The sequence below is a fragment of the Streptomyces fractus genome (assembly GCF_049844455.1).
GTDB classification, from domain to species: Bacteria; Actinomycetota; Actinomycetes; order Streptomycetales; family Streptomycetaceae; genus Streptomyces; species Streptomyces fractus.
This window is the reverse complement of sequence record NZ_JBMYHI010000002.1, coordinates 7,702,792-7,727,634: the sequence shown is the minus strand read 5'-3', so window position 1 is coordinate 7,727,634 and position 24,843 is coordinate 7,702,792. Positions and strand designations below refer to the sequence as shown.

The following is a 24,843-nucleotide window of genomic DNA, read 5'->3' as shown; positions in this document are numbered from 1 at the left end:
GGCGGGGCTTCTTTGGTCACCCGTACGCTTCCCCGCCCAGTTCGAAGCCCGCCGTGCCCGCGCTCGCGTCCGCCAGCCAACCCCGGAACCGGTCGATGTCCGCCTCCGGGAGGCCGATCTCGATGACGACGGCCGCGCCGTACTGGACGTCCCGTACCTCGCACCCGGTGGACCGCAGGTCGTTCTCCATCTTGCCCGCGCGCGCGTGGTCGACCGTCACCGTGGCGAGGCGGAAGCGGCGCCTGGTCACCGTGCCGAGCGCGTCGAGGGCCTCGCCCACCGCGCCTCCGTAGGCGCGGATGAGGCCGCCGGCGCCGAGCTTCACGCCGCCGAAGTAGCGGGTGACCACGGCGACGACGTAGCGCATGTCGCGCCGCGTGAGCATCTGCAGCATCGGCACGCCCGCCGTGCCGCCCGGCTCGCCGTCGTCGCTCGCCTTCTGTACGGAGGCGTCGGCACCGATGACGTAGGCGTAGCAGTTGTGGTTGGCCGTCGGGTGTTCCTTGCGGACGCGCGCGACGAAGGCCTGGGCCTCCTCCTCGGTCGCGGCGGGCGCGAGCGCGCACAGGAACCGGGAGCGGTTGATCTCTGTCTCGTGCACGCCCTCGCGGGCCACCGTGCGGTACTCGTCCTGCATCGGACCAGCGTATGCGCAGGTGGCACAGGACTCGCCCCCGCCCGACGCACAGGTGACGATGTGCTGGATACTCGCTCGTCGTCCCAGGAAGTCGTCCACGTCGTCCGCGTCGTCCGACAGGAAGTACCCGCACATGACCGGCACCGAGGCCGCGAGCCCCGCCACCCCCGCGTCCACCACGAGCCGCTGGCGCTCCTGGCTGCTGGAGGGGCTGAGCGAGCGGACGGCCCGCCATCAGGGTCCGCACGGGCATGTCCCCGAGGAGCACAAGGGCCACAAGTGGTGGCGCGTGATGTGTCTGACGGGTGTGGACTACTTCTCCACGCTCGGCTATCAGCCGGGCATCGCGGCGCTCGCCGCGGGCCTGCTCTCCCCGCTCGCGACGCTCCTCCTGATCGCGCTCACGCTGCTCGGCGCGCTGCCGGTGTACCGCAGGGTCGCGAAGGAGTCTCCGCACGGGGAGGGTTCGATCGCGATGCTGGAGCGGCTGCTGCCCTGGTGGGCGGGGAAGCTGTTCGTGCTCGTGCTGCTCGGGTTCGCCGCCACCGACTTCATGATCACGATGACGTTGTCGGCGGCGGACGCGGCCGCGCACGTCGTGGAGAACCCGTTCGCGCCCGCCGGGCTGCACGGCGAGAACACCTGGATCACGCTGGCGCTGCTCCTGGCGCTCGGCGCGGTCTTCCTCAAGGGGTTCCAGGAGGCGATCCGGGTCGCGGTGGTGCTCGTGGGCGCCTACCTCACGCTGAACATCGTCGTGCTGATCACGGCCGCCGCCCATGTGTTCACCGAGCCGGTCAAGATCGGCAACTGGTGGGACGGGATGACGGCGGAGCACTCGTCGCCGTTCATGATGATCGGCGTCGCGCTGCTGGTGTTCCCGAAGCTGGCGCTCGGCATGTCCGGCTTCGAGACGGGCGTGGCCGTGATGCCGCAGGTCCAGGGCGACTCCACGGACACGTACGCGAAGCCGAAGGGCCGGATCCGCGACACCCGCAAGCTGCTCACGACGGCCGCGCTGATCATGAGCTGTTTCCTGCTGCTGTCCAGCCTGGCCACGACGATCCTGATCCCGCAGCACGAGTTCGAGGCCGGTGGTTCGGCGAACGGGCGCGCGCTCGCGTATCTCGCGCACGCCTATCTCGGCGAGGGCTTCGGCACGGTCTACGACGTCTCCACGATCGCCATCCTGTGGTTCGCGGGCGCCTCCGCGATGGCGGGCCTGCTCAATCTGGTGCCCCGCTATCTGCCGCGCTACGGCATGGCTCCCGAGTGGACACGGGCCGTGCGCCCGCTGGTCCTCGTCTTCATGGCGGCCGCGGTCTTCATCACCCTCTGGTTCAACGCCAACGTCGACGACCAGTCCGGCGCGTACGCGACCGGCGTGCTGGTCCTGATGCTCTCCGCGTCGTTCGCCTCGACGGTCGCGGTGCACCGGCGCGGCCACCGCAGGGCGGCGGTCGGGTTCGGCGCGATCACGGCGGTCTTCGCCTACACCCTGGTCACGAACGTCGTGGAGCGTCCCGACGGCATCAAGATCGCCGTCATCTTCATCGCGGCGATCCTGATCACCTCCTTCGCCTCCCGCGTCCACCGCGCCTTCGAACTGCGCGCGGGCGCGGTCACGTACGACGAGACGGCGCTGCGCCTGATCGAGGAGGCGGCGGCGCAGGGGCCGCTGCGGATCATCGCGAACGAGCCGCAGGAGCACACCACCGCGGAGTACCGCGACAAGGAGCACTGCCAGCGCGAGGACACGCCGATGCCGGACGACGGCCGGGTGCTGTTCCTGGAGGTCTTCATCCAGGACTCCTCCGACTTCACCGAGGACCTGCTCGTCCACGGCGACGAGAAGCACGGCGTGCGGCGGCTGCGGGTGCGCGGCCCGGGCGTCCCCAACACGGCCGCCGCCGTCCTCATGGACCTGCGCGAACGCACCGGCAGCGTCCCGCACGCCTACTTCAACTGGACCGAGGGCCACCCCGTCGGCCACCTGCTGCGCTTCCTGGTGTTCGGCGACGGGGAGGTCGCCCCGGTCACCCGCGAGGTGCTCCGCCGCGCGGAACCGGACCCGGCGCGGCGCCCGCGCGTGCACGTGGGCTGAGCCCGCCGGAATCCCCGCGCCGCGCGAGGAGTTGTCCTGTCCGTACGAAGAAGACCGTACGAAGAAACGTCCCGTCCCAGGAGGCCCCCATGTACGGCGATCACGACACGGTCCGCAAGATCCTCACGGAGACCGGGGACACCTGGGCGGTGGTCGGCCTCTCCTCGAACCAGACCCGCGCCGCCTACGGGGTCGCCGGCGTCCTCCAGCGTTTCGGCAAGCGGATCGTGCCGGTGCACCCGAAGGCGGAGACCGTGCACGGGGAGCAGGGTTAGGCCTCGCTCGCGGACATCCCCTTCCCCGTCGACGTGGTCGACGTCTTCGTCAACAGCGACCTCGCGGGCCCGGTCGCCGACGAGGCCGCCGCGATCGGCGTGAAGGCCGTCTGGTTCCAGCTCGGCGTCGTCGACGAGGCGGCGTACGGGCGGACGCGGGAGGCCGGGCTCGACATGGTGATGGACAAGTGCCCCGCCATCGAGGTCCCGCGGCTCGGCTGACCCGCCGCGGGAGCCCTCAGGGTCCTCAGAGTCCTCACGCCTGGGCGAACTCCCCGTCCGTGGAGGCGCCGGAGGCGATGCCGTACGCGGGCTCCGGGACCGCCTCGGGCAGCAGCAGCGTCGAGCGGCGGCCGCCCACGCCGACGGGTACGTCGCCGTCGATGGTGACGCGGCGCAGGGTGCGCGTGTGGGCGTCGGAGTCGTCGACGCCGTAGTGCTGGGTGGCCCGGTTGTCCCAGATGGCGACGTCGCCGACGCGCCACTGCCAGCGGACCGTGTTCTCGGGCCGCTCGATGTGCGACTGGAGGACGCCGATCAGGGCGCGTGAGTCGCGGGCGTTGAAGCCGGTGAGCTTCTGCAGGAAGTTGCCGAGGATCAGCGTGCGTTCGCCGGTCTCCGGGTGGACGCGCACGACCGGGTGCTCGGTCTGGAACGTGGTCGACGTGAACACCTTGCGGTGCTGTTCGATCGCCACGGAGGGGGCCTCCGGGCGGGCGGCCGCGTAGTCGTAGTCGTTGGTGTGCACGCCGCGCAGGCTGTCGGCCAACACCCGCAGGGGCTCCGGGAGTTCGGCGTACGCGGCCGCCGTGTTGGACCACAGGGTGTTGTCGCCGTACGGCGGGACGACCTCGGCGCGCAGGATGGAGAAGGCGGGGTACGCGGGCACGAACGTGACGTCGGTGTGCCACTGGTTGGCGCGCCCGCCGTGCTCGTTGTCGATGCCCAGCGCGTAGCGGCCGTCGACGGACGGGACGGTGGGGTGAGCGACCGGGGTGCCGAGGAGGCGGGCGAACGCCTCGTGGCTCCCTGCGTCGAGGTGGTCCTGGCCGCGGAAGAAGACGACCTTGTGTTCCAGGATGGCGGCCCGGACGGCGGCCACGGTGGCCTCGTCCAGGTCGCCGCCGAGGCGGACCCCGGAGAGCACGGCGCCGATCCTGCCGCCGACCTTCTCGACGGTGACCTCGGGCGCGGAGGTGGCGTGTGCGGTGGTCGCGGCGGGTGCGGTGGACGTCATGGAGGGACCCCTTCACTGGGTGGGTGGGCGGTGTCCGCTACCGCCGGGGCGGCGGGCCGCGGCGCAGGCGGGCACAAGAGAGAGGGAGCTGCGGGTCGCGAGCGTCAGCGGCACGGACACGTGAACGGTGCCGGGCGCTCCAGGTCGACGTGGAGCCGCGTCACGAGCTGCGTCGTCGTCGCGGTCATGAACAGGAGCTTGGCCAGCGGCCCGGGAGCCGGTCAAGGCTCCGCCGGACCGCTTCACGACCCTGCAATGCGCGCGACATGTGTTCCCACATGCTGGACCGGCCGCGGTTCTCTTCAGGGTCACGGATCCGGCGACGAATCCGCTGTTCAGCAGCGTGCCGCAAGCTTGCTGCAATGCGGCCGCAACACCTCATTCATGCCCGCAACTCCGCGTGCACGAAGGGCTGTTGACCCCTGCGCGCACCCCTGCCATTGTGCTGCGCGTGATCCCGGACCCGCTGCGCCTCGTCTGCCGCCGGCACGTCGACCTCTGTCGACAGGCCAGCGCGATCTGTGCCGTCCGCCGCTGACCCGCACCCACCTCTGATCACTCCGGGCCCCGCCCGTGGCCCGCCCCTTCCCGTGCCTCTGGACGTACCGCCGGTCGTACCGCTGAGCGCGCGCCCGCGCCCTCCGTACGCCGCACCCCGGCACGGGTCGCTCCCTTCTGCCGCAGCGAAACGAACAGGTACCCCGCCATGCGCACACGCCCCTTCCCGCCCCCGGATCCGCTGTCGCGGCGCACCGCCCTGCGCGCCGCCGGCGCCGGCGCCCTCCTTCTCGCCGCGGGCGGCGGGCTGGCCGGCTGCCGTTCGGCCGTGTCCGCGCAGGAGAACGCGGCGGCGGCCGGTCCGAAGCGCGGCGGAAAGCTGACCATCGGCATCAACCAGGACTTCACCCCCGCGCTGCTGTACACGCAGAGCGGGGAGTCGATCCAGCACCGGCTGCTCTACAACACCCTGATCCGCTATGACGACCAGCTCGAACCCCGCCCCGAGCTGGCCACTTCATGGGAGTACGCCGCCGACGGCAAGAGCGTCACGCTGAAGCTGCGGGACGACGTGACGTTCCACGACGGCCGGAAGTTCACCGCGGACGATGTCGTCTTCGCCGTGCAGAACCTCCAAAAGCCGGAGCGCTCGGCCCAGTTGGCGGCCACCGCGAAGACGGTGACCGGGTTCGAGAAGCGTGGCGAGCACGAACTCGTGCTGAAGCTGGCGCACCCCGTGAGCAATCTCTTCGACCTCTTCGAATTCATGATCATCACGGATCGGCACACCGTCGACGAGGCCGTGAAGGGCACCAAGTTCAACGGCACGGGCCCGTTCCGCTTCAAGGAGTGGCGGCCGGGAACCTCCCTGGCCCTCACCCGCAACGAGAACTACTGGATACCGGATCGGCCCTACCTGGACGCCGTCGAACTGCGCCTCTACACACAGCCCGACGCCCTGCTGTCCGCGCTGCGCTCGGGCCAGGTCCACCTCTCGTACCACGTGTCGGGCAAGCACCTCGCGACCCTCCAGAGCAACGCGAACTTCACGATCAAGAAGTACGACACCGGGAACGGCGCCGTGTACGTCGGCGCCTCCGTGCACCACGAGCCGGCCGACTCCCGCGAGTTCCGGCAGGCCGTCGCCTGGGCCGTCGACCGTAACCGCGTCGTGCAGCAGGCCCTCGGCGGCTACGGCCTGGCATCCGCAGCGCCCTGGCCCCGCTCGTCGCCCGCCTACAGCGAGGCCAACCGCACCCACTACACGCACGATCCCGGCAGGGCCAGGCAGCTCCTGAAGGCCTCCGGCGCGTCGACGAAGCGGACCCTGCCGCTCGGCCACCCGACGACGCCACTGCACACCTCCATCGCCGAGATCGTCCAGTACGACCTCCAACAGATCGGAATCCGCACCGAGTTGCAGCCCTCCGATCCGGCGTCGTTCCAGAAGAAGCTGATCTCGGGCACCATGCCGACCCTCTGGATCAACGGCCACGGCTTCGCGCAGGTGCAGCCCGCGACGCTGGCCGTCAGCGCGTACCCCTTCAACGAGGCGAAGAACACCTCGGGTTACCGCTCCGCCGCGTACACGGAGGCCGTCCAGGACGCCTGGCGGTACAAGGATCCCGCCGGGGCCGAGGCGCTCGCCCGGTACCAGAAGATCTCGGACCTGCTGCTCGACGAGGCGTTCATCATCGACCTCGCCGTCCAGGGCGCGGTGCAGGTCGCCGCCAAGGAGCTGCACGGGCCGCGGCTCACGAAGTTCTCGTATCTCGACCTCGACGACGCGTACCTGGTGTGACGATGACTCGCCAACTCCTCAAGAAGCTGCCCTCCGCGCTCCTCGTGCTGTTCCTCGCCTCCTTCCTCATCTTCGCCATCCTGCGACTCGTCCCCGGCGACCCCGCCGAAGTACTCGCCGGACCCGACGCGAGCCCGTCCTCCGTCGCCGCGATCCGCGGCCAACTCGGCTTGGACACACCTCTGTTGACGCAGTACGCGACCTGGATCGGCAATCTGCTCCGCGGCGACCTCGGCCCCTCGTACGCCATCGGCGGCGAGGTCGCCGACCTGATCGGCGACGGGCTCGGCGCCACCGTCGAACTCACCCTGGGCGCCCTCCTCTTCACCGTCGCGCTCGCCCTGCTGTTCGGCGTGCTCGGCGCGACCTCGCGGCGGGGCCCGGTGCGGGCGGCCGTGCGGGCGCTGACCACCGCGGCTCTCGCCGTGCCGCCCTTCGTGACGGGCGTGCTGCTGGTGCTGGTGTTCGCGGTGGGGCTCGGCGTGCTGCCCGCCGGCGGCCGGATCGGTCTCTTCGACGCGCCCGACCTGGAGGTGCAGTACCTGCTGCTGCCCGCCCTGTGCCTCGCCCTGCCCAGCGCGGCCGTGCTCGGCCGCTACCTCGGGGACGGCCTGGAACGGGCGCTCGCCGAGGACTACGTCCGCACCGCCACGGCGGCCGGTGTGTCACCGCGCAGGCTGCTGTGGCGGCACGCGCTGCCCAACGCGATGCCGCCCGTCGTCACCCTGCTCGGCATGCAGATCGGCCATCTGCTGGGCGGCGCCGTCCTGGTGGAGGCCATCTTCGCCTGGCCGGGGCTAGGCCAGCTCGCCGAGCAGGCGCTGACCCGCCGCGACTACCCCGTCGTCCAGGACCTGCTGCTGCTCCTCGTGGCGGTCTTCGTCCTCGTGCAACTCCTGACGGACCTGCTGTACGCCCTGCTCGACCCGCGCATCCGGTGGGAGTGACCGCTGCCATGACCACACTGTCCCTTCCGCGGGTGCGGAGGCCGGGACCGGCACATCCCTACGTCGCCGCTCTCGCCTCCACCCGCGCCCGTATCGGCCTGACCCTCATCGGCGTGGTCGTCCTCGCCGGGCTGCTCGCGCCGCTGCTCGCCTCGTACGGCCCGACCGCGCAGAGCGGCCAGGCGCTCGCGGGCCCCGGCAGCCCCGGGCACCCGCTCGGCACCGACGACCTGGGCCGCGACCTGCTGAGCCGGGTGCTGTACGGCATCCGCACCGACCTGGCGGTGATCGCCCTCGCGGTGCCGCTGGGCGCGCTGCTCGGGTGTGCCGTCGCGCTGCTCGCCGCGGCCCACCGGGTGCTCGACACGGTGGTGCAGCGGGCCTTCGACCTACTCCTCGCCTTCCCGGGTCTCATCCTCGCGCTCACCATCACGGCCGTGCTCGGACCCGGCCGCCTGCCCGTGATCATCGTGATCGCGCTGGCGGAAGTCCCGGTGTTCGGGCGGCAGTTGCGGGCCGGGATCCTCGTCCAGCGGACACGCGACTACGCCGTCGCCGCGCGCGTGGGCGGCACCGGCCGGGCCCGACTTGTACTGCGGCACATCCTGCCCAACTGCGCCGATCCGCTGGTGGTGCAGATCGCCGTCTCGCTCACCGTCGCCGTCTTCCTTGAAGGCGCGATGAGCTTCCTCGGGGTCGGCGTCCGCCCGCCGGCGCCGACGCTCGGCGGCATCCTCAATCAGGCGTTGCCCTATCTCGCCCAGTCCCCCTCTTTCGCCGCCGGGCCGCTGCTCGCCGTCACCTTCCTCGTCCTCGGCCTCTCCCTGCTGGCCGAGTCCCTGAACCGGGAGATCCGCCGATGACACCCCCGCCGACACAGCCGACCCCGCCGCTGCTCGACGTGCGCGGTCTCAGCGTCGACTTCCCTGCCCCGGACGGCCGGACCGTGCACGCCGTACGGGACGTGTCGTTCACCGTGCGGCGCGGCGAGACCCTCGCCGTGGTCGGTGAGTCCGGCTCGGGCAAGTCGACGACCGCGCTCGCGCTGACCCGGATGCTGCCCGGCGCGGGGCGGATCGCCGCCGGTTCCGTCCGCCTCGACGGCACCGAACTGACCACCGCGGGCGAGCGGGAGCTGCGGGCGGTGCGCGGCGCCCGGATCGGGATGGTGTTCCAGGATCCGATGACCTCGCTCAATCCGGTGCTTTCCGTCCGCGCCCAGCTCGACGACGTACTGCGGGCGCACGGTGGCGGTGACCGCGCCGCGCGGCGGGCCCGCGCCGAGGAACTTCTCGGCCTGGTGGGCATCCCGGATCCGCGGCGCCGGCTCGACGACCACCCGCATCAGTTCTCCGGCGGCCAGCGCCAGCGCGTCCTCATCGCGATGGCCCTGGCGAACGAGCCGGACGTGCTCCTCGGCGACGAGCCGACCACGGCGCTCGACGCCACCGTGCAGGAGCAGATCCTGTCCCTGGTGACCCGGCTCAACGAGGAGACGGGCACGGCCCTGGTCCTCATCACCCACAACATGGGTGTCGTCGCCCGGACCTGCGAGCGGGTCCTGGTCATGTACGGCGGCTCCGTCGTCGAGGACGGCCCCACGGACCGGGTCCTCACCCGGCCCCGCCACCCGTACACCGGCGGGCTCCTCGCCGCCGTGCCGCGGCTGTCCGCGCGGTCCGGTACCCGGCTCACCGGGATTCCCGGCGTCCCGCCGGACCTTTCGCTGCCGGTGACCGGCTGCGCGTTCGCGCCGCGGTGCGGGTTCGCTGCCGCGGGGTGCGGGGACGGGGTGCCGGTGCTGGAGGCGGGGTCGGGGGGTGGGCATCTCGTGGCGTGCCGGTATCCGGACCGGGTGGGGTCCGGCGACGCGGCGGGTGTGCCGGAGGGACGCGGTGGGCCTGCCGTGCCGGCCCGGCACGATACCGAGCCGGACGGTCCGTTGGAGGTCGACACTCCCGCACGCCTCGGGGCTCCGCCCCGGACCCCGCTGCTCAATCGCCGCAGGGGCTTGATTTACCGGTCCTCGCCGCGCGCCGACCGCAAGGGCTTGATTTACCGGTCCTCGCCGCGCGCCGACCGCAAGGGCTTGATTGACCGGTCCTCGCTGCGCGCTGACCGCAAGAGCTTGGATGACCGGACCCCGCCGCGCACCGACCCCAACCGCTTGATTGACCAGTCCCCACCGCGCGTCGGCCGCGCGGAGTTGGGCGGGCTCGGCGGCAGGGCGGAAGGCGCGCCGTTGCTGGAGGGCGTTGGGTTGCGCAAGGAGTTTCGGGGGCGTGGGAGGCGGCAGTCGCTCGTTGCTGTCGATGGCGTCTCGCTGCGGTTGCATGCCGGTGAGACGCTCGGGGTCGTCGGTGAGTCCGGGTCCGGCAAGTCCACCCTGGCCCGGCTGCTCGCGCACGCCCATCCGGCTGACGCCGGCACGATCGCGCTGCGCGGCGCGGACGTCACCCGGCCCTCTCGCGCGACGCTGCGGGCGTTGCGCCGCGAGGTGCAGCTGGTCTTCCAGGATCCGTACGCCTCGCTCAACCCGCGCATGACGGTCGGCGACATCGTCGGCGAGCCGCTGCTGGTGCACGGCCTCCAGCCGGAGCGCACGGCCCGCCGGGCCCGCGTCGCCGAACTCCTGGAGCTGGTCGGCCTGGACGCGGGAGCCGCCGACCGGCTGCCGCGCGCCTTCTCCGGTGGCCAGCGCCAGCGCATCGGCATCGCCCGCGCCCTGGCCCCCGAGCCGTCCGTCCTGATCTGCGACGAACCCGTCTCCGCGCTCGACGTGTCGGTCCAGGCGCAGATCGTCAATCTGCTGTCCGACCTCCAGCGCGACCTCGGCCTCGCCCTGCTGTTCATCGCCCATGACCTGGCGGTCGTACGGCAGGTCAGCCATCGGATCGCGGTCATGCACCGGGGAAGGATCGTCGAGACGGGGCCCGCGGACGAGGTGTGCGAGCGGCCCCAACACCCGTACACGCAGGCGCTCTTGGCGGCGGCACCGGAGCCGGTCCCGACGGCGGCGCCGCGCGTCCCCGCCGCGTGACCGAGCCCCTCACCACCTCAAGGACCCACATGACCGCTCCCCGTCGTGATCCGTACGCGAACTTCCCCGGCCGCATCGGCCGCACGTTCGCCGAGTCCCGGCCCGCCTGGCCCGAGCGCCGCACTCCCCCGGCCGGCGCGCCGAACATCGTGGTCGTCTACCTGGACGACATGGGCTACAGCGACATCGGCCCGTTCGGCGCGGAGGTCCCCACGCCGACCCTCGACGCGCTCGCCGAACGCGGCGTCCGGCTGACCAACTACCACACCCAGCCGCTCTGTTCGCCCGCCCGCGCCGCGCTGCTGACCGGCTGCAATCCGCACCGGGTCGGCTACGCGATGGTCGCCAACTCCGACCCGGGCTTCCCCGGCTACGGCATGGAGATCGCCGACGACTTCCCCACGCTCGCCGAGACACTGCGGGACTCCGGCTACGCGACGTACGCGGTCGGCAAGTGGCACCTGTCCCGCGACTCGTCCTCCAACGCGGCGGCCGAGCGCGCCAACTGGCCGCTGCAGAAGGGCTTCGACCAGTACTACGGGGTACTGGAGGGGCTGACGAACCTCTTCCACCCGCACCAACTGGTCCGGGACAACTCGCCGTTGGACATCGACGCGTTCCCCGAGGGCTACTACTACACCGACGACATCACCGATCAGGCCATCAGCATGGTGACGTCGCTGCGCGCCCACGACCCGGACAAGCCCTTCTTCCTCTACCTCGCGCACAACGCCGTGCACGCCCCGCTCCAGGCGAAGCAGGCCGACATCGACCGCCACCGGGGCCGCTACGACGACGGCTGGGACGCCCTGCGCGAGGCACGCTTCGCGCGGCAGAAGGCCGACGGCCTCTTCCCGGACGACACCGGACTGCCGGACCGCAACACCGAGGACGGCGCGGACGTCGGCGCCTGGGACGCGCTCACCCCGGACGAACAGCGGCTCTACGCCCGCTACATGGAGGTGTACGCGGCGATGGTCGACAACGTCGACCAGAACCTCGGCCGCCTGGTCGACACCCTGGAGGCGCTCGGCGAACTGGACAACACCATCATCGTCTTCACCTCCGACAACGGCGGCAGCGGCGAGGGCGGCGCCGAGGGCAGCCGCAGCTACTTCAGCCGGTTCGCCCACCACCCCCGCCTCCCCGCCGACTGGCCGGTGGACGTGGCCCGCGACCCGGACCTGATCGGCGGCCCGCGCAGCCTGGTGCACTACCCGCGCGGCTGGGCCATGGCGTCCAACACCCCCTTCCGGCTCTACAAGCGCCACACGTACGCGGGTGGGGTGCGGGTCCCGTTCCTGCTGTCCTGGCCGGACGGCCTGCCCCGCTCCGCCGGGGACGACAGCGTCCGCCACCAGTACCAGTACGTCACCGACATCGCACCGACGCTCCTCCAACTCGCGGGAATCCAGCGCCCGGTGGACGGGGTCCAGGAACAGGACGGCACCAGCTTCGCGTCCGTCCTCACCGATCCGGGCGCCGACAGCACCCACCCGGAGCAGTACTGCGAGATGACCGGCAATCGCAGCTACTACCGCGACGGGCACAAACTCGTCACCCTGCACCGGCCGGGCACGCCCTACGACGACTCCGAATGGGCGCTCTACGACATCCGCACCGACCCCACCGAGATCCACGACCTCGCCGACCAACACCCGTCCGTCGTCAAGGAGTTGTCGGCGGCATGGGAGGCGGCCGCCTGGCGCAACGGTGTCTTCCCGCTCCCCGACGCCTCGGGCGCCCTCGCCCTGCGCGGCCCCGCGGAAGCACGCCTCGCCCGCCCGGTCACACTGCTGCCCGGCACCCCGGAACTGGAGCGCTACCGCTCCTCACGCCTGATCGCCTTCCGCTCCTTCACGGTCACGGTGGAGCTGTCCGCGTACGAGGCCGGGGACAGCGGCGTTCTCGTGTCGCACGGTGACCAGGGCGGCGGCTACAGCCTGTACGTCGAGGGCGGCCGGCTGCGCTTCGCGTACAACGAGTACGGGGCGCTGCGCGAGACGGACGCGGGCCCGCTGCCACCCGGCGCCCGCACGGTCCTGCTCACCGCCACGGCCGAACCGGGCCTGCGCTGGCGCTTCACCCTCTTCGTCGACGGCGTCGAGCGCGCCGGCACCCCCTCGGTCCACCAGCTGATCGGCATGGCGCCGTTCCAGGGCATCAGCGTCGGCGTGGACCGCAAGTCACCCGTGTCCTGGCCGCTGCACGAGCGCCACGGCGTCTTCCGCTACACCGGTTCCCTCCGCTCGGTGACCTACGACCCGGGCCCGCCGGGGCCCGACTCCCCGGAGGCGGTGGGCCGGGCGCTGAAGGAGGCGGCAGCGGCGTTCGAGTAGCGGGGCCCTTCTACCGTCGGGTCGCGAGGCGGAGCTCCGTCAGGTAGCGCTTCGTGACCCGGCCGCCGTAGCGCGTGTCGATGAGCGTGCCGATGCAGTCGAGCAGGCCGGCGCGGGCGGCCGGGGCGAGGGCGAGGGTTCCCGAGAAGGTGCGCAGCAGATCGAGGTAGTCCGGGGTGGCGAAGGTGAGTTCGCGTTCGTAGCGGTGGAAGACGGGCGGTGCGAAGCGGTCGGCGCCGGGGAGGGCGGCGTTGCCCTGGTCGACGTTCCGGTTCGGCGCCTCCTGGCTGTCGTACGGGATGTCGGCGGCGGGGGTGAGGCGCAGGCCCGGTGGGGTCGTCGGGTCGTAGCGCTCGTAGCAGTGCTGGGCCTCGGCGAAGAAGTCCTCGGTACCGCCCGCGACGTGGTGGGTCGAGACGGTCGCGAGGGTGCCGCCGGGGCGCAGCGCGTCCGCGCTCTTGACGATGCGGACGGCGGGGTCGATCCAGTGGAAGGAGGTCGCGGCGAGGACCAGGTCGAAGGGCTCGGGCGGCAGCGGCCAGTCCTCGAAGGCCGCCACCTCGATGGTCGCGTCGGGGAGCTTGCGGCGCGCCACGGCGGCCATTTCGGCGCCCAGTTCCACGCCGACGACCTGGCAGCCGCGCTTGGCGAGCGGCACGGTCGCCTTGCCGGTACCGGCCCCGATCTCAAGGACGCGGCACCCCGGCCCCGCCCCCGCGTGCTCGGCGAGGTCGTCGAACATGCGGGGCGGGTAGCCGGGGCGGGCACGGTCGTAGCGTTCGGCGTCCTGGGTGAAGGTGCCGCGCAGGCGTTCGCGGTCGGTGTCGGTCACGTGCCGCACGGTACGCCCGCGTCGGGCGGTGCGCGGCACGTGAAGCGGCATCAGGACGTCACATCGGTGACCCTCCACCGCTGGTTGGCGCCGGAGTTGGGCTGCCAGGTCCCGACGGGCGCGCCGTCGTTCGTGGCCTGCCCGCCGACCTCCAGGAGGCGGCCGGTGCCCGCGTTGACGAGGGTGTACGTGCCGTCGCCCGTGGTCGACACGATCCACTGGGCGGCAGGATCGCGCTCGCCCGTGTCCGGTTCGACGACCGCCGCACCGTCACGGACGGCGAGCCGCTTGCCGTCGGCGGCGCTGGTGAACACGTGCCGCTTGCGGCTCGCGGGCCCGTCCCCGCCGACCTGTGCGAGCCGCCACCGCTGACCGGCCGCGCCCGCCGCGGACCTGATGACGAGCGTGTCGCCGCCGTCGGCGACGGTGAGGGCCTTGCCGCTCTGCACACCCGTCAGCTGGTAGCTGCGTCCCTGGCGCAGCTCGGCGGCGTCCTTCGCCACCCCGGACACGCCCTTGACCACGAACGTGGTGACCGACTGGGCGGGCACCGTGAAGGTGGCCGTACGCCCCGTCACCTTGACCGGCGCCTGTTCGGCCAGTTTGCCGTCCGCGCTGGTCACGACGGGGGTGACGGTGGCGCCCGGGCGTACGGTCGCGAACTTCGACAGGTCGAGCGTCACCGTGCGGGTGCTCGTGGTGTTGTTGACGTGCACGACGGTGGCGCCGTTGCCGCCGCGGGTGACGGCCGCGGCGCTGCTCGTGTCGTCGACCTTGATGAGGTGGTCGCCGGGCCGTATGTAGTGGGTGAAGTTCCGCGCGGTATCGAACTTCGTGTTCGTGTGGACGGGGCAGGTCTCCAGGGTGTCGTCGGGTCCCGCGCTGAAGGAGACCTGGACCTCGCCCCAGTTGCCGCCCTTGGCGGACTCGCCGCCCGGCTTCATGTTGTCGAGGTCCTCGACCGGCTGCCAGAACACCCAGGCGCTGGGCTCCAGTTCCCGCAGGTCGTCGACGATGTGCTGGGCGAGCCCGAGACCGGGCCGCATGTCGGTGAAGGACTGTCCGTCACCCCAGTCGCCCTCGACCTCGCTCATCCACAGCGGTTTGCCGTCGGCCTTGGCGAGGTCGCGGACGGAGGTGCGGCCCCCGGTGCCGTACGTGTGGACGTTCATCTGGGCGACGTGGCTCTTCACGTCGGACGGGTAACTGGTCCAGTTCGTGACGAAGGTCGTCGGGTTGGTCTCGTCCATCGCCGAGACGACGGCTGTCGTCCGTGCCTTCTTCAGCGCGGCGTCGAGCGCGGGCACGATCTTCTGCTGGAGGCCGGGGCCGATGTGGCAGCCCTCCTGACGGCCGCCGGTCGGATCGCCGTCGGCTCCCAACGTCGTACCCCAGTAAGCGGTGTTGGGCTCGTTGCACGGGTCGACGGTCTTCACCTTGATGCCGTGCGCCTTCTCCAGGCGCCGCGTCGCACCGGCCAGGTAGGTGGCGAAGTCGTCGACGGACGCCTCCTTCAGCTGGTCCTTCGACGCGTCGAAGCCGCCGGAGACATAGCCGCTGACCGTCATGAAGTAGGGCGGGGAGTTGGAGAACGTCTCCCAGTGCGTGATGTCCTTCTTGATCCGGTCGACCCACCAGCGCTGACGGGCGTCGGCGTCCTTGTTCCAGTGGTCCTCGTTGCCTGGGTCCCACCAGTCGGTGTCGGTGCGGGTGGTGCCCTCGGGCGCTTTCCACCAGCCCTCGACGGCGCCGCCCGCCCTCAAGTAGTCAGGCACATCGGGGGCGTTGCCGCCGCCGATGTTGTAGCGGGCGATGTTCAGGGCGAGGCCGTCCCGTCCGAAGACGAGGTCGGCGATCCTCTCGCGGATCTCGTCCGGGTAGTGCCCGGTGGCGTTCGCGAACCAGACGAGGCTGGTGCCCCACCCCTCGAACCGGTCCTGCTGGTACGAGGGGTCGGGGGTGACCGTGACCGTCGCCGCGGTGCCTGCCGCGGCGACGAACTGTGCGGCCGAGAGCTGGGTTCCCGCGGCCGCGGCGGTGGCCGCGGCGATGCCGATGAACCGTCTGCGGGTCAAGCGCGCCAACGTGTGCTCCCTACGTCGTGGTGTGAGTGGGGTGTTGGTGGTGCCGAAACGGAGTGGTTCCAAGGAAGGCCGAGTAGTTCCGGGGCGACTGATGGGCTGAAGGGCGGCCGATTGGCTTCAGGAGGAGAGCGGTTGCCTTAGAACGGCGACCTGACGGGGCGCCAGGACGAGCCCTTCGCCCCCGTCCCCCGGCCCGACCAGCACGTCGCCGGGCAGCCCCGGCAGCGCCACCCGCTCGTCGCTCCGGTTGACCAGGAAGACGTACCGGTGCCCGTCGTCGCGCCGCACGACCTCCTCCACCAACCCCCGTGCATGATCCGGGAGTTCACTGCGCACCCCGGCGGGCGCAAGCAGCTCGGGCAGCAGCACGGCGAGGCCGTCGACGCCGAGGCGGGTGGAGACGTACGTGGCCGAGCCGCGGCCGGTGCCGCGCCGGGTGACGGCCGGACGGGACGCGTACGTACCGGTGCGGTAGCCGGCGAGGACCTCGACGTCCGTGCCCGTGACGGAGATCCGGTCGGTCCACAGGCTGCCGGTCGTGCCGTTGTCCAGGTCGACGGTGTCGCCGTCGAGGAGCGGCCCGAACTCCTCGATGCGGATGCCGAGGACGTCGCGCAGGGCGCCCGGGTAGCCGCCGAGCCACACGTGGTCGTTCTCGTCGACGATCGCGGAGAAGTACGTGGTGACGAGGTGGCCGCCGCCCTCGACGTACCGGGTGAGCTCCTTGGCGAGCGGCTGCGGCACCACATGCAGGACGGGCGCGATCACGACGTCGTACGCGGACAGGTCGGTGCGGTGCGCGGGCACCACGTCGGCGCGGACCCCGAGGCGCAGCAACGCCGAGTACCAGTCGAGGGCCTCGCGGTGGTAGTCGAGGCGGGACGTGGGGTGGGAGTCCTGCTCGCCGGCCCACCACGAGTCCCAGTCGAAGAGGATCGCCACGCGGGCGGGTTCGCGCACGCTTCCCGCGATCGGGGCGAGCGCGTCGAGGGTGCCGCCCAACTCGACGACGGAGCGGAAGAGTTCGCTGTCGGCACCGGCGTGCGGGAGCATCGCCGAGTGGTACTTCTCCGCGCCCGCGGCCGACTGCCGCCACTGGAAGAAGCAGACGGCGTCGGCGCCGTGCGCGACGTGCAGCAACGAGTCGCGGGCCAACTCCCCCGGCTTCTTGGGCAGGTTGACGGGCTGCCAGTTGACGGCGCTGGTGGAGTGCTCCATCAGGAACCAGGGCCGGTGGCCCGCGATGCCGCTGGTGAGGTTGGCGGAGAAGGAGAGTTCGTCGCGGTCCTGCGGGCCGGGAATGACGTAGTGGTCGTTGGCGACGAAGTCCACCTCGCCCGCCCAGTCCGCGTAGTCCATGCCCTTGGTGCCGGGCATCACCATGAAGTTGGTGGTGACGGGCGTGTCCGGGGTGAGCTCGCGCAGGATCTCGCGCTCGGCCAGCAGGTGGTCCTTGAGCGCGTCGGAGGAGAACCGCTTGAAGTCGAGCTGCTGCGTCGGGTTTGGGTGCGAGGCGGCGAGCCGCGGCGGAAGGAGCTGCTCCCAGTCGCTGTAGCGCTGGGACCAGAAGGCCGTGCCCCAGGCGTCGTTGAGGGCGTCGAGCGTGGTGTAGCGGCGGCGCAGCCAGGTCCGGAAGGCGCGGGCCGCGTCGTCGGAGTAGTCGTAGACGTTGTGGCAGCCCAGCTCGTTGTTGACGTGCCAGGCGACCAGGGCCGGATGGTCGGCGTAGCGGGAGGCCAGCTTGCGGACGAGGCTCAGGGCGTGCTCGCGGAAGACGGGTGAGGTGGGCCGCCAGTGCTGGCGGGCGCCCGGCCACAGCGTCTCGCCGCTCGCGGTCACCGGCAGGATCTCCGGGTGCGCGGCGGTGAGCCACGGCGGTGGCGACGCGGTGGCGGTGGCCAGGTCGACGCCGATGCCGCCCGCGTGCAGCTGGTCCATGATCTCGTCGAGCCAGCCGAAGTCCCATACGTCGGCGGTGGGTTGGAGCCGCGCCCAGGAGAAGATGGCGAGGGAGACGACGTTCACTCCGGCCTCGCGCATCAGCCTGATGTCGTCCGCCCACACCTCCCGCGACCACTGCTCGGGGTTGTAGTCGGCTCCGTAGCCGAGGCGCCGGGTGCCGTCCGAGCTCTTCGCGTACGGGAAGCGGGAGGTGAGGGGGGCGGTCATGCACGTCCTTCCAGAAATGCGGAGTTGAAGCCGTACGCGCTACTTGTCGACGGTGAAGCCCTGCTGGGTGCCGTACTTGGCGGACGCGTCCTGCCAGGACTTGAGCCCGGCGGTCAGCTTCGTCGGGGAGACGTACGCCTTGCCGACGGTGTCGTTGAAGATCGAGTTGGCGTACACCTGGAACGGCAGGTACTTCCAGTCGGTGGGCACGTTCTTCGCGGACTCGGCGAAGATCTTGTTGGCCTTCTGGCCGCCGAAGTAGGGGAACTCGGTGTTCTGGAACGACGACGAATTCAGGTCCTTCGTCGTCGCGGGGAACGCGCCGTTCTTGATGCGGGTCTGCACACCGGCACCGGAGTTGGCGTACTTGACGAAGGCGTAGGCGAGTTCCTTGTTCTTCCCGAGTTCGGGCAGCGCGAGCGAGCTGCCGCCGTTCTCGGAACTCGCGTGCGCGCCCTTCTCCCACTGCGGCATGGGGGCGACGCGCCAGTCACCGGAGGCGCCCTTCACGCCGGAGGCGAAGTTGGCGGGCATCCAGGCGCCTGTGGGCAGTGTGGCGATGGTGCCGTCGCCGAGGCCCTTGTACCAGTCGTCGGTCCAGCCGGTGACGGGCGAGACCAGCTTGCCGTCGATCAGCTTCTGCCAGGTGTCGGTGTACTTCTTGGCGCCCGCGTCGGTGAAGTCGATGCCGACCTTGGTGCCGTCGACCTTGTACGGGTGCGAACCGGCCTGCCACAGCAGGCTGGTGGTCAGGCCCGCGTCGCCGACGTCGCTCGTGATGTACGCCTTCGGGTTCGCCTTGTGGAGCTTGCGGGCGGCGTCGACGTACTCGTCCCAGGTCGTCGGGACGGCGATCTTGTACTTGTCGAAGACCTTCTTGTTGTAGAAGAGGGCCATCGGCCCGGAGTCCATGGGCAGGCCGTAGACGCCGTCGCCGGACTTCACCGAGTTCCACGGCCCCGGCGAGTACGAGTCCGCCAGCTTCTCGGCGCCGTAGGCCTTGAGGTCGGTGATCTGCTTCGTCAGGGCGTACTGACCGAGGGCGTAGTACTCGATCTGCGCGACGTCCGGGACGCCCTTCTTCGCCGAGATCGCGTTCGAGAGGGCCTTGTACTGGTCGTTGTTGGTGCCCGCGTTGACCAGCTTGATGTCGACCTTCGGGTACTTCTTCTCGAAGTCGGCGGCGACCTGCTTCAGGGTGGGCTCCCACGCCCACACCGTGACGGTGCCGCCCTTCTTCAGCGCCGACTGAAGGTCGGCCGAGCCGACCTTCTTGTCACCGGAGCCGTCGTCGGAGCCGCCGCAGGCGGTGGCCCCGAGGGCGAGGACGCAGAGGAGACCTATGCCGCGCAGGACGCGGCGGGAGTGCTGGGGCATGGCGTTGGCTTCCACTTCTTCGTGGTCCTACAGAGGGTGTGCGAGGGATCAACTGCGGTGCCGTGCCTACTCCTTGACGCTTCCGGCGGAGAGACCCGACTGCCAGTACTTCTGGAGCAGCAGGAAAGCGGCGATCAGCGGCACGATGGTGAGCAGCGAACCGGTGAGCACCAGATGGGGGATGGCCTCGCCGCCGGCCGTCTGCGCCTGCTTGTTCCAGGAGTCGAGGCCGAGCGTGAGCGGATACCAGTCGGGGTCCTTCAGCATGATCAGCGGCAGGAAGTAGTTGTTCCAGGTCGCGACCGTGGTGAAGAGCAGGACGGTGACGGTGCCGGGCGCGAGCAGCGGCAGGGCGACCTGGAAGAAGGTGCGCAGCTCGCTCGCGCCGTCGATCCGGGCGGCCTCCATCAGCTCGGCGGGGATCGCCTCGGTGGCGAACACCCACATCAGATACAGGCCGAACGGCGAGATCAGCGACGGGATGATGACGGCCCACGGGGTGTCGGTGAGGCCCATCTTGCTGAACATCAGGAACGTGGGGACGGCGAGCGCCGTGCCCGGCACGGCGACCGCTCCGATGACGACGGCGAACACGGCGCGCTTGCCCGGGAAGGCGAACTTGGCGAGCGCGTACCCGCCGAGGACCGCCAGGAAGGTGGCGCCGCCCGCGCCCACCACCACGTACAGGAGGGTGTTGAGGAGCCAGCGGCCGAAGACGCCGTCCTGGTAGGTGAAGGTCGCGCCGATGTTGTGCCAGAGGTCGAAGTCCGAGTCGAACCAGAGGCCGAACGAACGGGCCAGGCCCTGCTGGGACTTGGTGGCGCTGATCAGGAGCCACACCAGCGGCAGCAGGCTGTAGACGAGGACGATGCCGGTGAGCACGGTCAGCGGGACGCTGCGCCGGGGCCGCCCAGCGGTGCGCCGCCGCACGGTGCGCAGGCGCGGGGCGGTGGACCCCCGCGAGGTGGCCGGCCGTACGGGCCCTGTGGTGGTGGTCATCGCGTCACGCTCCCTTGCGCATGCCGCGCAGTTGGACCACGTAGGCGACGATCATCGTGATCACGCCCATGACGATGGCGACCGTCGCGGAGTAGTTCTGCTGCTGGCCCGCGAAGGACAGCGAGTACGTGTAGTAGTTCGGGGTGTAGTCGGTGGTGATCGCGTTCGGCGCCAGCTTCTGGAGGATGGCGGGCTCGTTGAAGAGCTGGAAGCTGCCGATGATCGAGAAGATCGTGGCGATGACGAGGGCGCCGCGGATCGCCGGGAGCTTGATGGCGGTGATAACGCGCCACTGTCCGGCGCCGTCGATCTCGGCCGCCTCGTACAGGGAGTGCGGTACGACGCGCAGTGCGGCGAAGAAGATCAGCATGTTGTAGCCGACGAACTCCCAGGTCACGATGTTGCCGAGGGACGCGAGGACCAGGTGGGCGGAGAGCGGGTCGGGCAGCTTCGTGCCGAGCGCGTCGTTGATGTCGCCGACGAGTCCGTAGCGCGTGCCGTACATGAAGCCCCACATGAGGGTCGCGACGACGGCGGGGACCGCGTACGGCAGGAAGACGGTGATCCGGAAGAAGTCCTTGCCGTAGAGGCGGCCGCTGTCGATGGCGAGGGCGACGAGCAGGGCGATGCCCAGCATGATCGGCACCTGGATCAGCAGGAACAGGCCGACGCGGAGGACTCCGTCCCAGAACTGGCCGTCCTGGAGGGCCTGTTGGTAGTTGTCCAGGCCGACGAAGGTGGTGCCGCCGATGAGTTGTGTACGGAACAGGCTCAGGTACACCGAGTAGGCGAGCGGCGCCAGGAAGACCAGGGCGAAGACGAGCACGAAGGGGCCGATGAACCCCCATCCCGTCCACGAGCGGCGCCGCCTCAGGGCGACCGGCGGTTGCAGCGTGGTCATCTCGCGCCCCTCATTCGTCCAAGCGTCACGGTCAACGTCACGGGTCAGCGTCACGATTCAGCGTCACGATTCAGCCCACGGGTCCCGATGTTTGCGTAAACATCCCTGGGTACGAAGCACTCGGCGGCTGTTATGTTTGCGTAAACATTCGGTGGCGGCATGTCTACACTGCCCCGAGGACGAGGGTCAAGAGTCGGTGAGGGACACGATGGCAACCAAAGAGAGCGCCCCGCGGCGCGGCAGGCGCCGTTCGCAGAACGCGTCGATGGCCGACGTCGCCCGGGTCGCCGGGGTCTCGTCCCAGACCGTCTCCCGCGTCTCGAACGGCTTCCCCGGTGTCAACGAGGAGACGCGCGAGCGGGTCCGCGCCGCGATGAAGGAGCTCGGCTACCGCCCCAACAGCGCGGCGCGGGCCCTGAAGCGGGGCGACTTCCGCACGATCGGCGTCATCACGTTCACGCTGTCCACGACGGGCAACATGCGCACGCTGGAGGCCATCGCCACCTCGGCCGCGCAGGAGGGCTACGCGGTGACGCTGCTCCCGGTCGCGGTGCCCACGCAGGACGAGGTGCGCGGGGCGTTCTCCCGCCTCGGCGAGCTCGCGGTGGACGCGGTCATCGTCATCATGGAGGTCCACCTCCTCGACTCGGCGCGCCTGTCGCTGCCGCCGCACGTGAAGGTCGTGGTCGCCGACTCCGACGCGGGCGACCGTTACGCGGTGGTGGACACGGACCAGGCGGGCGGCACCCGCGACGCGGTGCGCCACCTGCTCGAACTGGGCCACCGTACGGTCTGGCACCTGGCGGGCCCCTCCGAGTCGTACGCCGCGCAGCGCCGAACGGACGCCTGGCGTACGGCACTTGAGGACGCGGGCCGCGCCGTCCCACCGCCGGTCCGGGGCGACTGGTCGGCCGAGTCCGGCTACCGCGCGGGCCTGCGCCTCGCCGAACAGGCCGACTGCACCGCGGTGTTCGCGGCGAACGACCAGATGGCGCTCGGCCTGCTGCGGGCCCTGGAGGAGCGCGGCCGCAAGGTCCCCGAGGACGTCTCGGTCATCGGCTTCGACGACATCCCCGACTCGGGCTCGTACCAGCCCCCGCTCACCACGGTCCACCAGGACTTCGCCGAGGTCGGCCGCCGCTGCGTGGCGAGCGCGCTGCGCCAGGTGCGGGAGAGCGAGGCGGAACACGGGACGACACTGGTGCCGACGCGGCTGGTGGTACGGGAGAGCACGGGTCGGGCGGCCGCGCGACGGGGGTGACGGGGGCGGAACGCGGCGTCGGGAGAGGCAGCTCGGGGAGGGGCAGCTTGGGAAGGCGCGTCAGACCGCGACGCCCAGCCCCTCCACCACGACGGCGCCCGGGAGTTCGGCGAGGGCCTTGCCGGGGACGATCAGCTTTCCGCGGCGTGTGCCGCTGCCGATGAGGACGTGCGGGAGGTCGACGACGGCCGAGTCGACGAGGACCGGCCAGCCGGCGGGCAGGCCGATCGGGGTGATGCCGCCGTACTCCATGCCGGACTCGCCGGTCGCGGTGTCCATCGGGGCGAACGAGGCCTTGCGGGCGCCGAGTTGGCGGCGGACCGCGCCGTTGACGTCGACCTTCGTCGCGGACAGCACGACGCAGGCCGCGAGGGTGGTCTCGCCGCCCCGCTTGCCCGCGACGACGACGCAGTTCGCGGACGTGTCGAGCAGGTCGGGGCCGTAGTGCTCGACGAACGTCGCCGTGTCCGCCCACGCGGGGTCGGTGTCGACGTGGATCAGGTCCCGCGCGGGCACCGTGCCGCGCCAGTCGCGGACGGCGTCGGCGACGGGCCGGGTGAGCAGGTCGAGGGCCTCGGGGGCGGGCAGGACGTGGTCGAAGGTGCCGATGGGTGCGCGCATGGCGGCACGCTAACAGCCGCCGCGCGGGCGTCGACCGGGTGTCTCAGCTGTCTCACCGTACGAATGGCACCGACACGGCCATGATCATCTCGACGTCCTCGGTCCCGTCGTTGCGGTAGGAGTGCGCGGTGCTCGCCTCGAACGAGACGCTCGCCCCCGTGGGCACCGCGTGCGCGGCGCCGTCCACGACGAGGGTCAGCTCACCGGCCGTGACATGGACCAGTTCGATGGTGCCCTGCGGGTGCGGGTCGGAGTCGCTGCCGTCGCCGGGCACGAGCCGCCAGTCCCACATCTCCAGCGGGCCCTCGGACTCGGTTCCGGCGAGCAGCCGGTTGTAGCTGCCGGCCTCCGTGTGCCACAGGCGTACCGCCTGATCCTCGGTCACGATGCGGACGTTCGGGCCCTGTTCGTAGTCGAGCAGCGTGGTGATGCTGACGCCGAGCGCGTCGCCGATCTTGACGACGGTGCCGATGCTGGGGTTGGTGCGGGCCTGCTCGATCTGGATGAGCATGCCGCGGCTGACGGCGGCGCGGGCGGCGAGCGCGTCGAGGGTGAAGCCGCGCTCGGACCGCCAGTGCTTGACGTTGCGCGCGAGCGCCTGGTTCAGGAGGTCGAGATCCGACACGTTCCGTCCAAGGTTGTTCGGCCCGATGGGTCAATATTTTGGATGACAGCGTTCAGTTCAGTGAACTACGGTGTGGTGCACCACAACGTCCAGCAAACTGTACTGCGAGGTTCGGCATGACAGCACTCTTCGCCCTGGCCACGAGCCTCATGTGGGGCTTGGCCGACTTCGGCGGCGGGCTGCTGACGCGACGCACCCCGGCGCTCACCGTGGTCGTCGTCTCGCAGACGATCGCCGCGGTCGTGCTCGGCGTGATCGTGGTCGTCACGGGTGGCTTCGCGGAAGCGGGACCGCAGTTGTGGTTCGCCGTCGCGGCGGGTCTCGTCGGTCCCGTCGCCATGCTCGCCTTCTACAAGGCGCTCGCTCTCGGGCCGATGGGCGTCGTCTCGCCGCTCGGCTCGATCGGCGTCGCCGTGCCGGTCGGCGTCGGGCTCGTGCTCGGGGAGCGGCCCGGGGTGCTGCAGTTCGCGGGCATCCTGGTCGCCGTGGTGGGCGTGGTCCTCGCGGGTGGGCCGCAGTTCAGGGGCGCGCCGGTGCAGCGCCGGGCGGTGCTGCTCACGCTGCTCGCCGCGTTCGCCTTCGGCGCGGTGATGGTGCTGATCTCGGAGGCGTCCACGACGCTCACCGGGCTCTTCCTCGCGTTGTTCGTGCAGCGGGTGACGAATGTCGTGGCGGGTGGCGGCGCGTTGTACGTGTCCGCGAAGCGGGGTGGGCGGGTGCTGCCGGCGGCGAGCGACGGTGGGCTGCGGCTCATCCGGTCCTCGCTGCCCGCGCTCGCGTTCGTCGGTCTTGCGGACGTGGCGGCCAACGGTACGTATGCGCTGGCCGCGCAGCGGGGGCCGGTGACGGTGGCGGCGGTGCTGGCGTCGTTGTATCCGATCGTGACCGCGCTCGCGGCGCGGGGCGTGCTCAGTGAGCGGTTGCGTGGGGTGCAGGCGGCCGGGGCCGGGCTCGCGTTGGTGGGAACGGTTCTGCTGGCCACTGGGTGACCTCGGCCGGATGGCGTTACGGACGCGGGGCTCCGCCCCGGACCCCGCTGCTCAATCGCCGCAGGGGCTTGATTGGCCCACCCGCCCCGGAGGGTTGATTTTGGCCG

18 protein-coding genes and 1 pseudogene are annotated in these 24,843 nt (G+C 71.1%); 9 read left to right on the top strand and 10 right to left on the bottom strand.

The genetic code is table 11. The annotated features are described in order from the left end of the window. Nucleotides 1-16: 16 nt before the first annotated feature. Nucleotides 17-637, bottom strand: a complete 621-nt coding sequence (locus ACP4E5_RS37020) for a YigZ family protein (protein WP_425836623.1) — start codon at nt 635-637, stop codon at nt 17-19. A gap of 133 nt (nt 638-770) precedes the next feature. On the opposite strand from ACP4E5_RS37020, the gene ACP4E5_RS37015 reads away from it, so the two are divergent. Then, the gene (locus ACP4E5_RS37015; protein ID WP_425836620.1) at nt 771-2,741 is read left to right on the top strand and encodes an APC family permease; all 1,971 of its coding nucleotides are present in this window, start codon (nt 771-773) and stop codon (nt 2,739-2,741) included. Nucleotides 2,742-2,830: 89 nt separating this feature from the next. Then, nucleotides 2,831-3,238 (top strand): annotated as a pseudogene (locus ACP4E5_RS37010) (CoA-binding protein). A 34-nt stretch (nt 3,239-3,272) separates the two neighbouring features. Here ACP4E5_RS37010 and ACP4E5_RS37005 read toward each other — a convergent pair. Beyond that, nucleotides 3,273-4,253, bottom strand: coding sequence for a TauD/TfdA dioxygenase family protein (locus ACP4E5_RS37005; RefSeq protein WP_425836617.1), 981 nt, complete (start codon nt 4,251-4,253; stop codon nt 3,273-3,275). 706 nt (nt 4,254-4,959) lie between these two features. On the opposite strand from ACP4E5_RS37005, the gene ACP4E5_RS37000 reads away from it, so the two are divergent. From ACP4E5_RS37000 to ACP4E5_RS36980, 5 genes are read left to right on the top strand one after another with little or no spacing between them, the layout of a single operon-like run. Further along, entirely contained in the window at nt 4,960-6,552 is a 1,593-nt protein-coding gene (locus tag ACP4E5_RS37000) for an ABC transporter substrate-binding protein (protein WP_425836615.1), read from the top strand. Between the two features lie 2 nt (nt 6,553-6,554). After that, complete coding sequence (locus tag ACP4E5_RS36995) at nt 6,555-7,499, top strand: ABC transporter permease (protein ID WP_425836612.1); 945 nt, start codon at nt 6,555-6,557, stop codon at nt 7,497-7,499. An 8-nt stretch (nt 7,500-7,507) separates the two neighbouring features. After that, nucleotides 7,508-8,362, top strand: coding sequence for an ABC transporter permease (locus ACP4E5_RS36990; protein WP_425836609.1), 855 nt, complete (start codon nt 7,508-7,510; stop codon nt 8,360-8,362). Then, nucleotides 8,359-10,539 (top strand): dipeptide ABC transporter ATP-binding protein, encoded by a 2,181-nt coding sequence (locus ACP4E5_RS36985; protein ID WP_425836607.1) that lies wholly within the window; start codon nt 8,359-8,361, stop codon nt 10,537-10,539. The genes ACP4E5_RS36990 and ACP4E5_RS36985 overlap by 4 nt, the downstream gene beginning before the upstream one ends. 29 nt (nt 10,540-10,568) lie before the next feature. Further along, nucleotides 10,569-12,878, top strand: coding sequence for a sulfatase-like hydrolase/transferase (locus tag ACP4E5_RS36980; RefSeq protein ID WP_425836604.1), 2,310 nt, complete (start codon nt 10,569-10,571; stop codon nt 12,876-12,878). Between the two features lie 10 nt (nt 12,879-12,888). Here ACP4E5_RS36980 and ACP4E5_RS36975 read toward each other — a convergent pair whose 3' ends face one another. The 6 genes from ACP4E5_RS36975 to ACP4E5_RS36950 all read right to left on the bottom strand — a co-directional run bounded on the left by ACP4E5_RS36975 (nt 12,889) and on the right by ACP4E5_RS36950 (nt 21,240). Beyond that, the gene (locus ACP4E5_RS36975) at nt 12,889-13,710 is read right to left on the bottom strand and encodes a class I SAM-dependent methyltransferase (protein ID WP_425836602.1); all 822 of its coding nucleotides are present in this window, start codon (nt 13,708-13,710) and stop codon (nt 12,889-12,891) included. Between the two features lie 50 nt (nt 13,711-13,760). Further along, on the bottom strand, nt 13,761-15,794 hold the full coding sequence (locus ACP4E5_RS36970; protein ID WP_425836599.1) for an RICIN domain-containing protein: 2,034 nt from the start codon (nt 15,792-15,794) through the stop codon (nt 13,761-13,763). Between the two features lie 117 nt (nt 15,795-15,911). Beyond that, entirely contained in the window at nt 15,912-17,963 is a 2,052-nt protein-coding gene (locus ACP4E5_RS36965) for a beta-galactosidase (protein ID WP_425836596.1), read from the bottom strand. A 39-nt stretch (nt 17,964-18,002) separates the two neighbouring features. Then, entirely contained in the window at nt 18,003-19,340 is a 1,338-nt protein-coding gene (locus tag ACP4E5_RS36960; RefSeq protein ID WP_425836593.1) for an ABC transporter substrate-binding protein, read from the bottom strand. A gap of 66 nt (nt 19,341-19,406) precedes the next feature. Then, nucleotides 19,407-20,339 carry a carbohydrate ABC transporter permease gene (locus ACP4E5_RS36955; RefSeq protein ID WP_425836590.1) on the bottom strand — a complete coding sequence of 311 codons (933 nt, stop codon included), beginning with the start codon at nt 20,337-20,339 and terminating at the stop codon, nt 19,407-19,409. Nucleotides 20,340-20,343: 4 nt separating this feature from the next. Further along, entirely contained in the window at nt 20,344-21,240 is an 897-nt protein-coding gene (locus tag ACP4E5_RS36950; protein ID WP_425836587.1) for a carbohydrate ABC transporter permease, read from the bottom strand. 208 nt (nt 21,241-21,448) lie between these two features. Here ACP4E5_RS36950 and ACP4E5_RS36945 point away from each other — a divergent pair, with 208 nt between their 5' ends. Next, nucleotides 21,449-22,501, top strand: a complete 1,053-nt coding sequence (locus ACP4E5_RS36945) for a LacI family DNA-binding transcriptional regulator (RefSeq protein ID WP_425836584.1) — start codon at nt 21,449-21,451, stop codon at nt 22,499-22,501. A gap of 60 nt (nt 22,502-22,561) precedes the next feature. Here ACP4E5_RS36945 and ACP4E5_RS36940 read toward each other — a convergent pair whose 3' ends face one another. Beyond that, a complete protein-coding gene (locus ACP4E5_RS36940) occupies nt 22,562-23,122 on the bottom strand; it encodes a YbaK/EbsC family protein (RefSeq protein WP_425836581.1) in 561 nt (186 codons plus the stop codon). 52 nt (nt 23,123-23,174) lie between these two features. Beyond that, nucleotides 23,175-23,747, bottom strand: a complete 573-nt coding sequence (locus ACP4E5_RS36935) for a helix-turn-helix domain-containing protein (RefSeq protein WP_425836578.1) — start codon at nt 23,745-23,747, stop codon at nt 23,175-23,177. Between the two features lie 116 nt (nt 23,748-23,863). Between ACP4E5_RS36935 and ACP4E5_RS36930 the strand changes: the two genes are divergently transcribed. Then, entirely contained in the window at nt 23,864-24,736 is an 873-nt protein-coding gene (locus tag ACP4E5_RS36930) for an EamA family transporter (RefSeq protein ID WP_425836576.1), read from the top strand. The last annotated feature ends 107 nt before the right edge of the window (nt 24,737-24,843 follow it).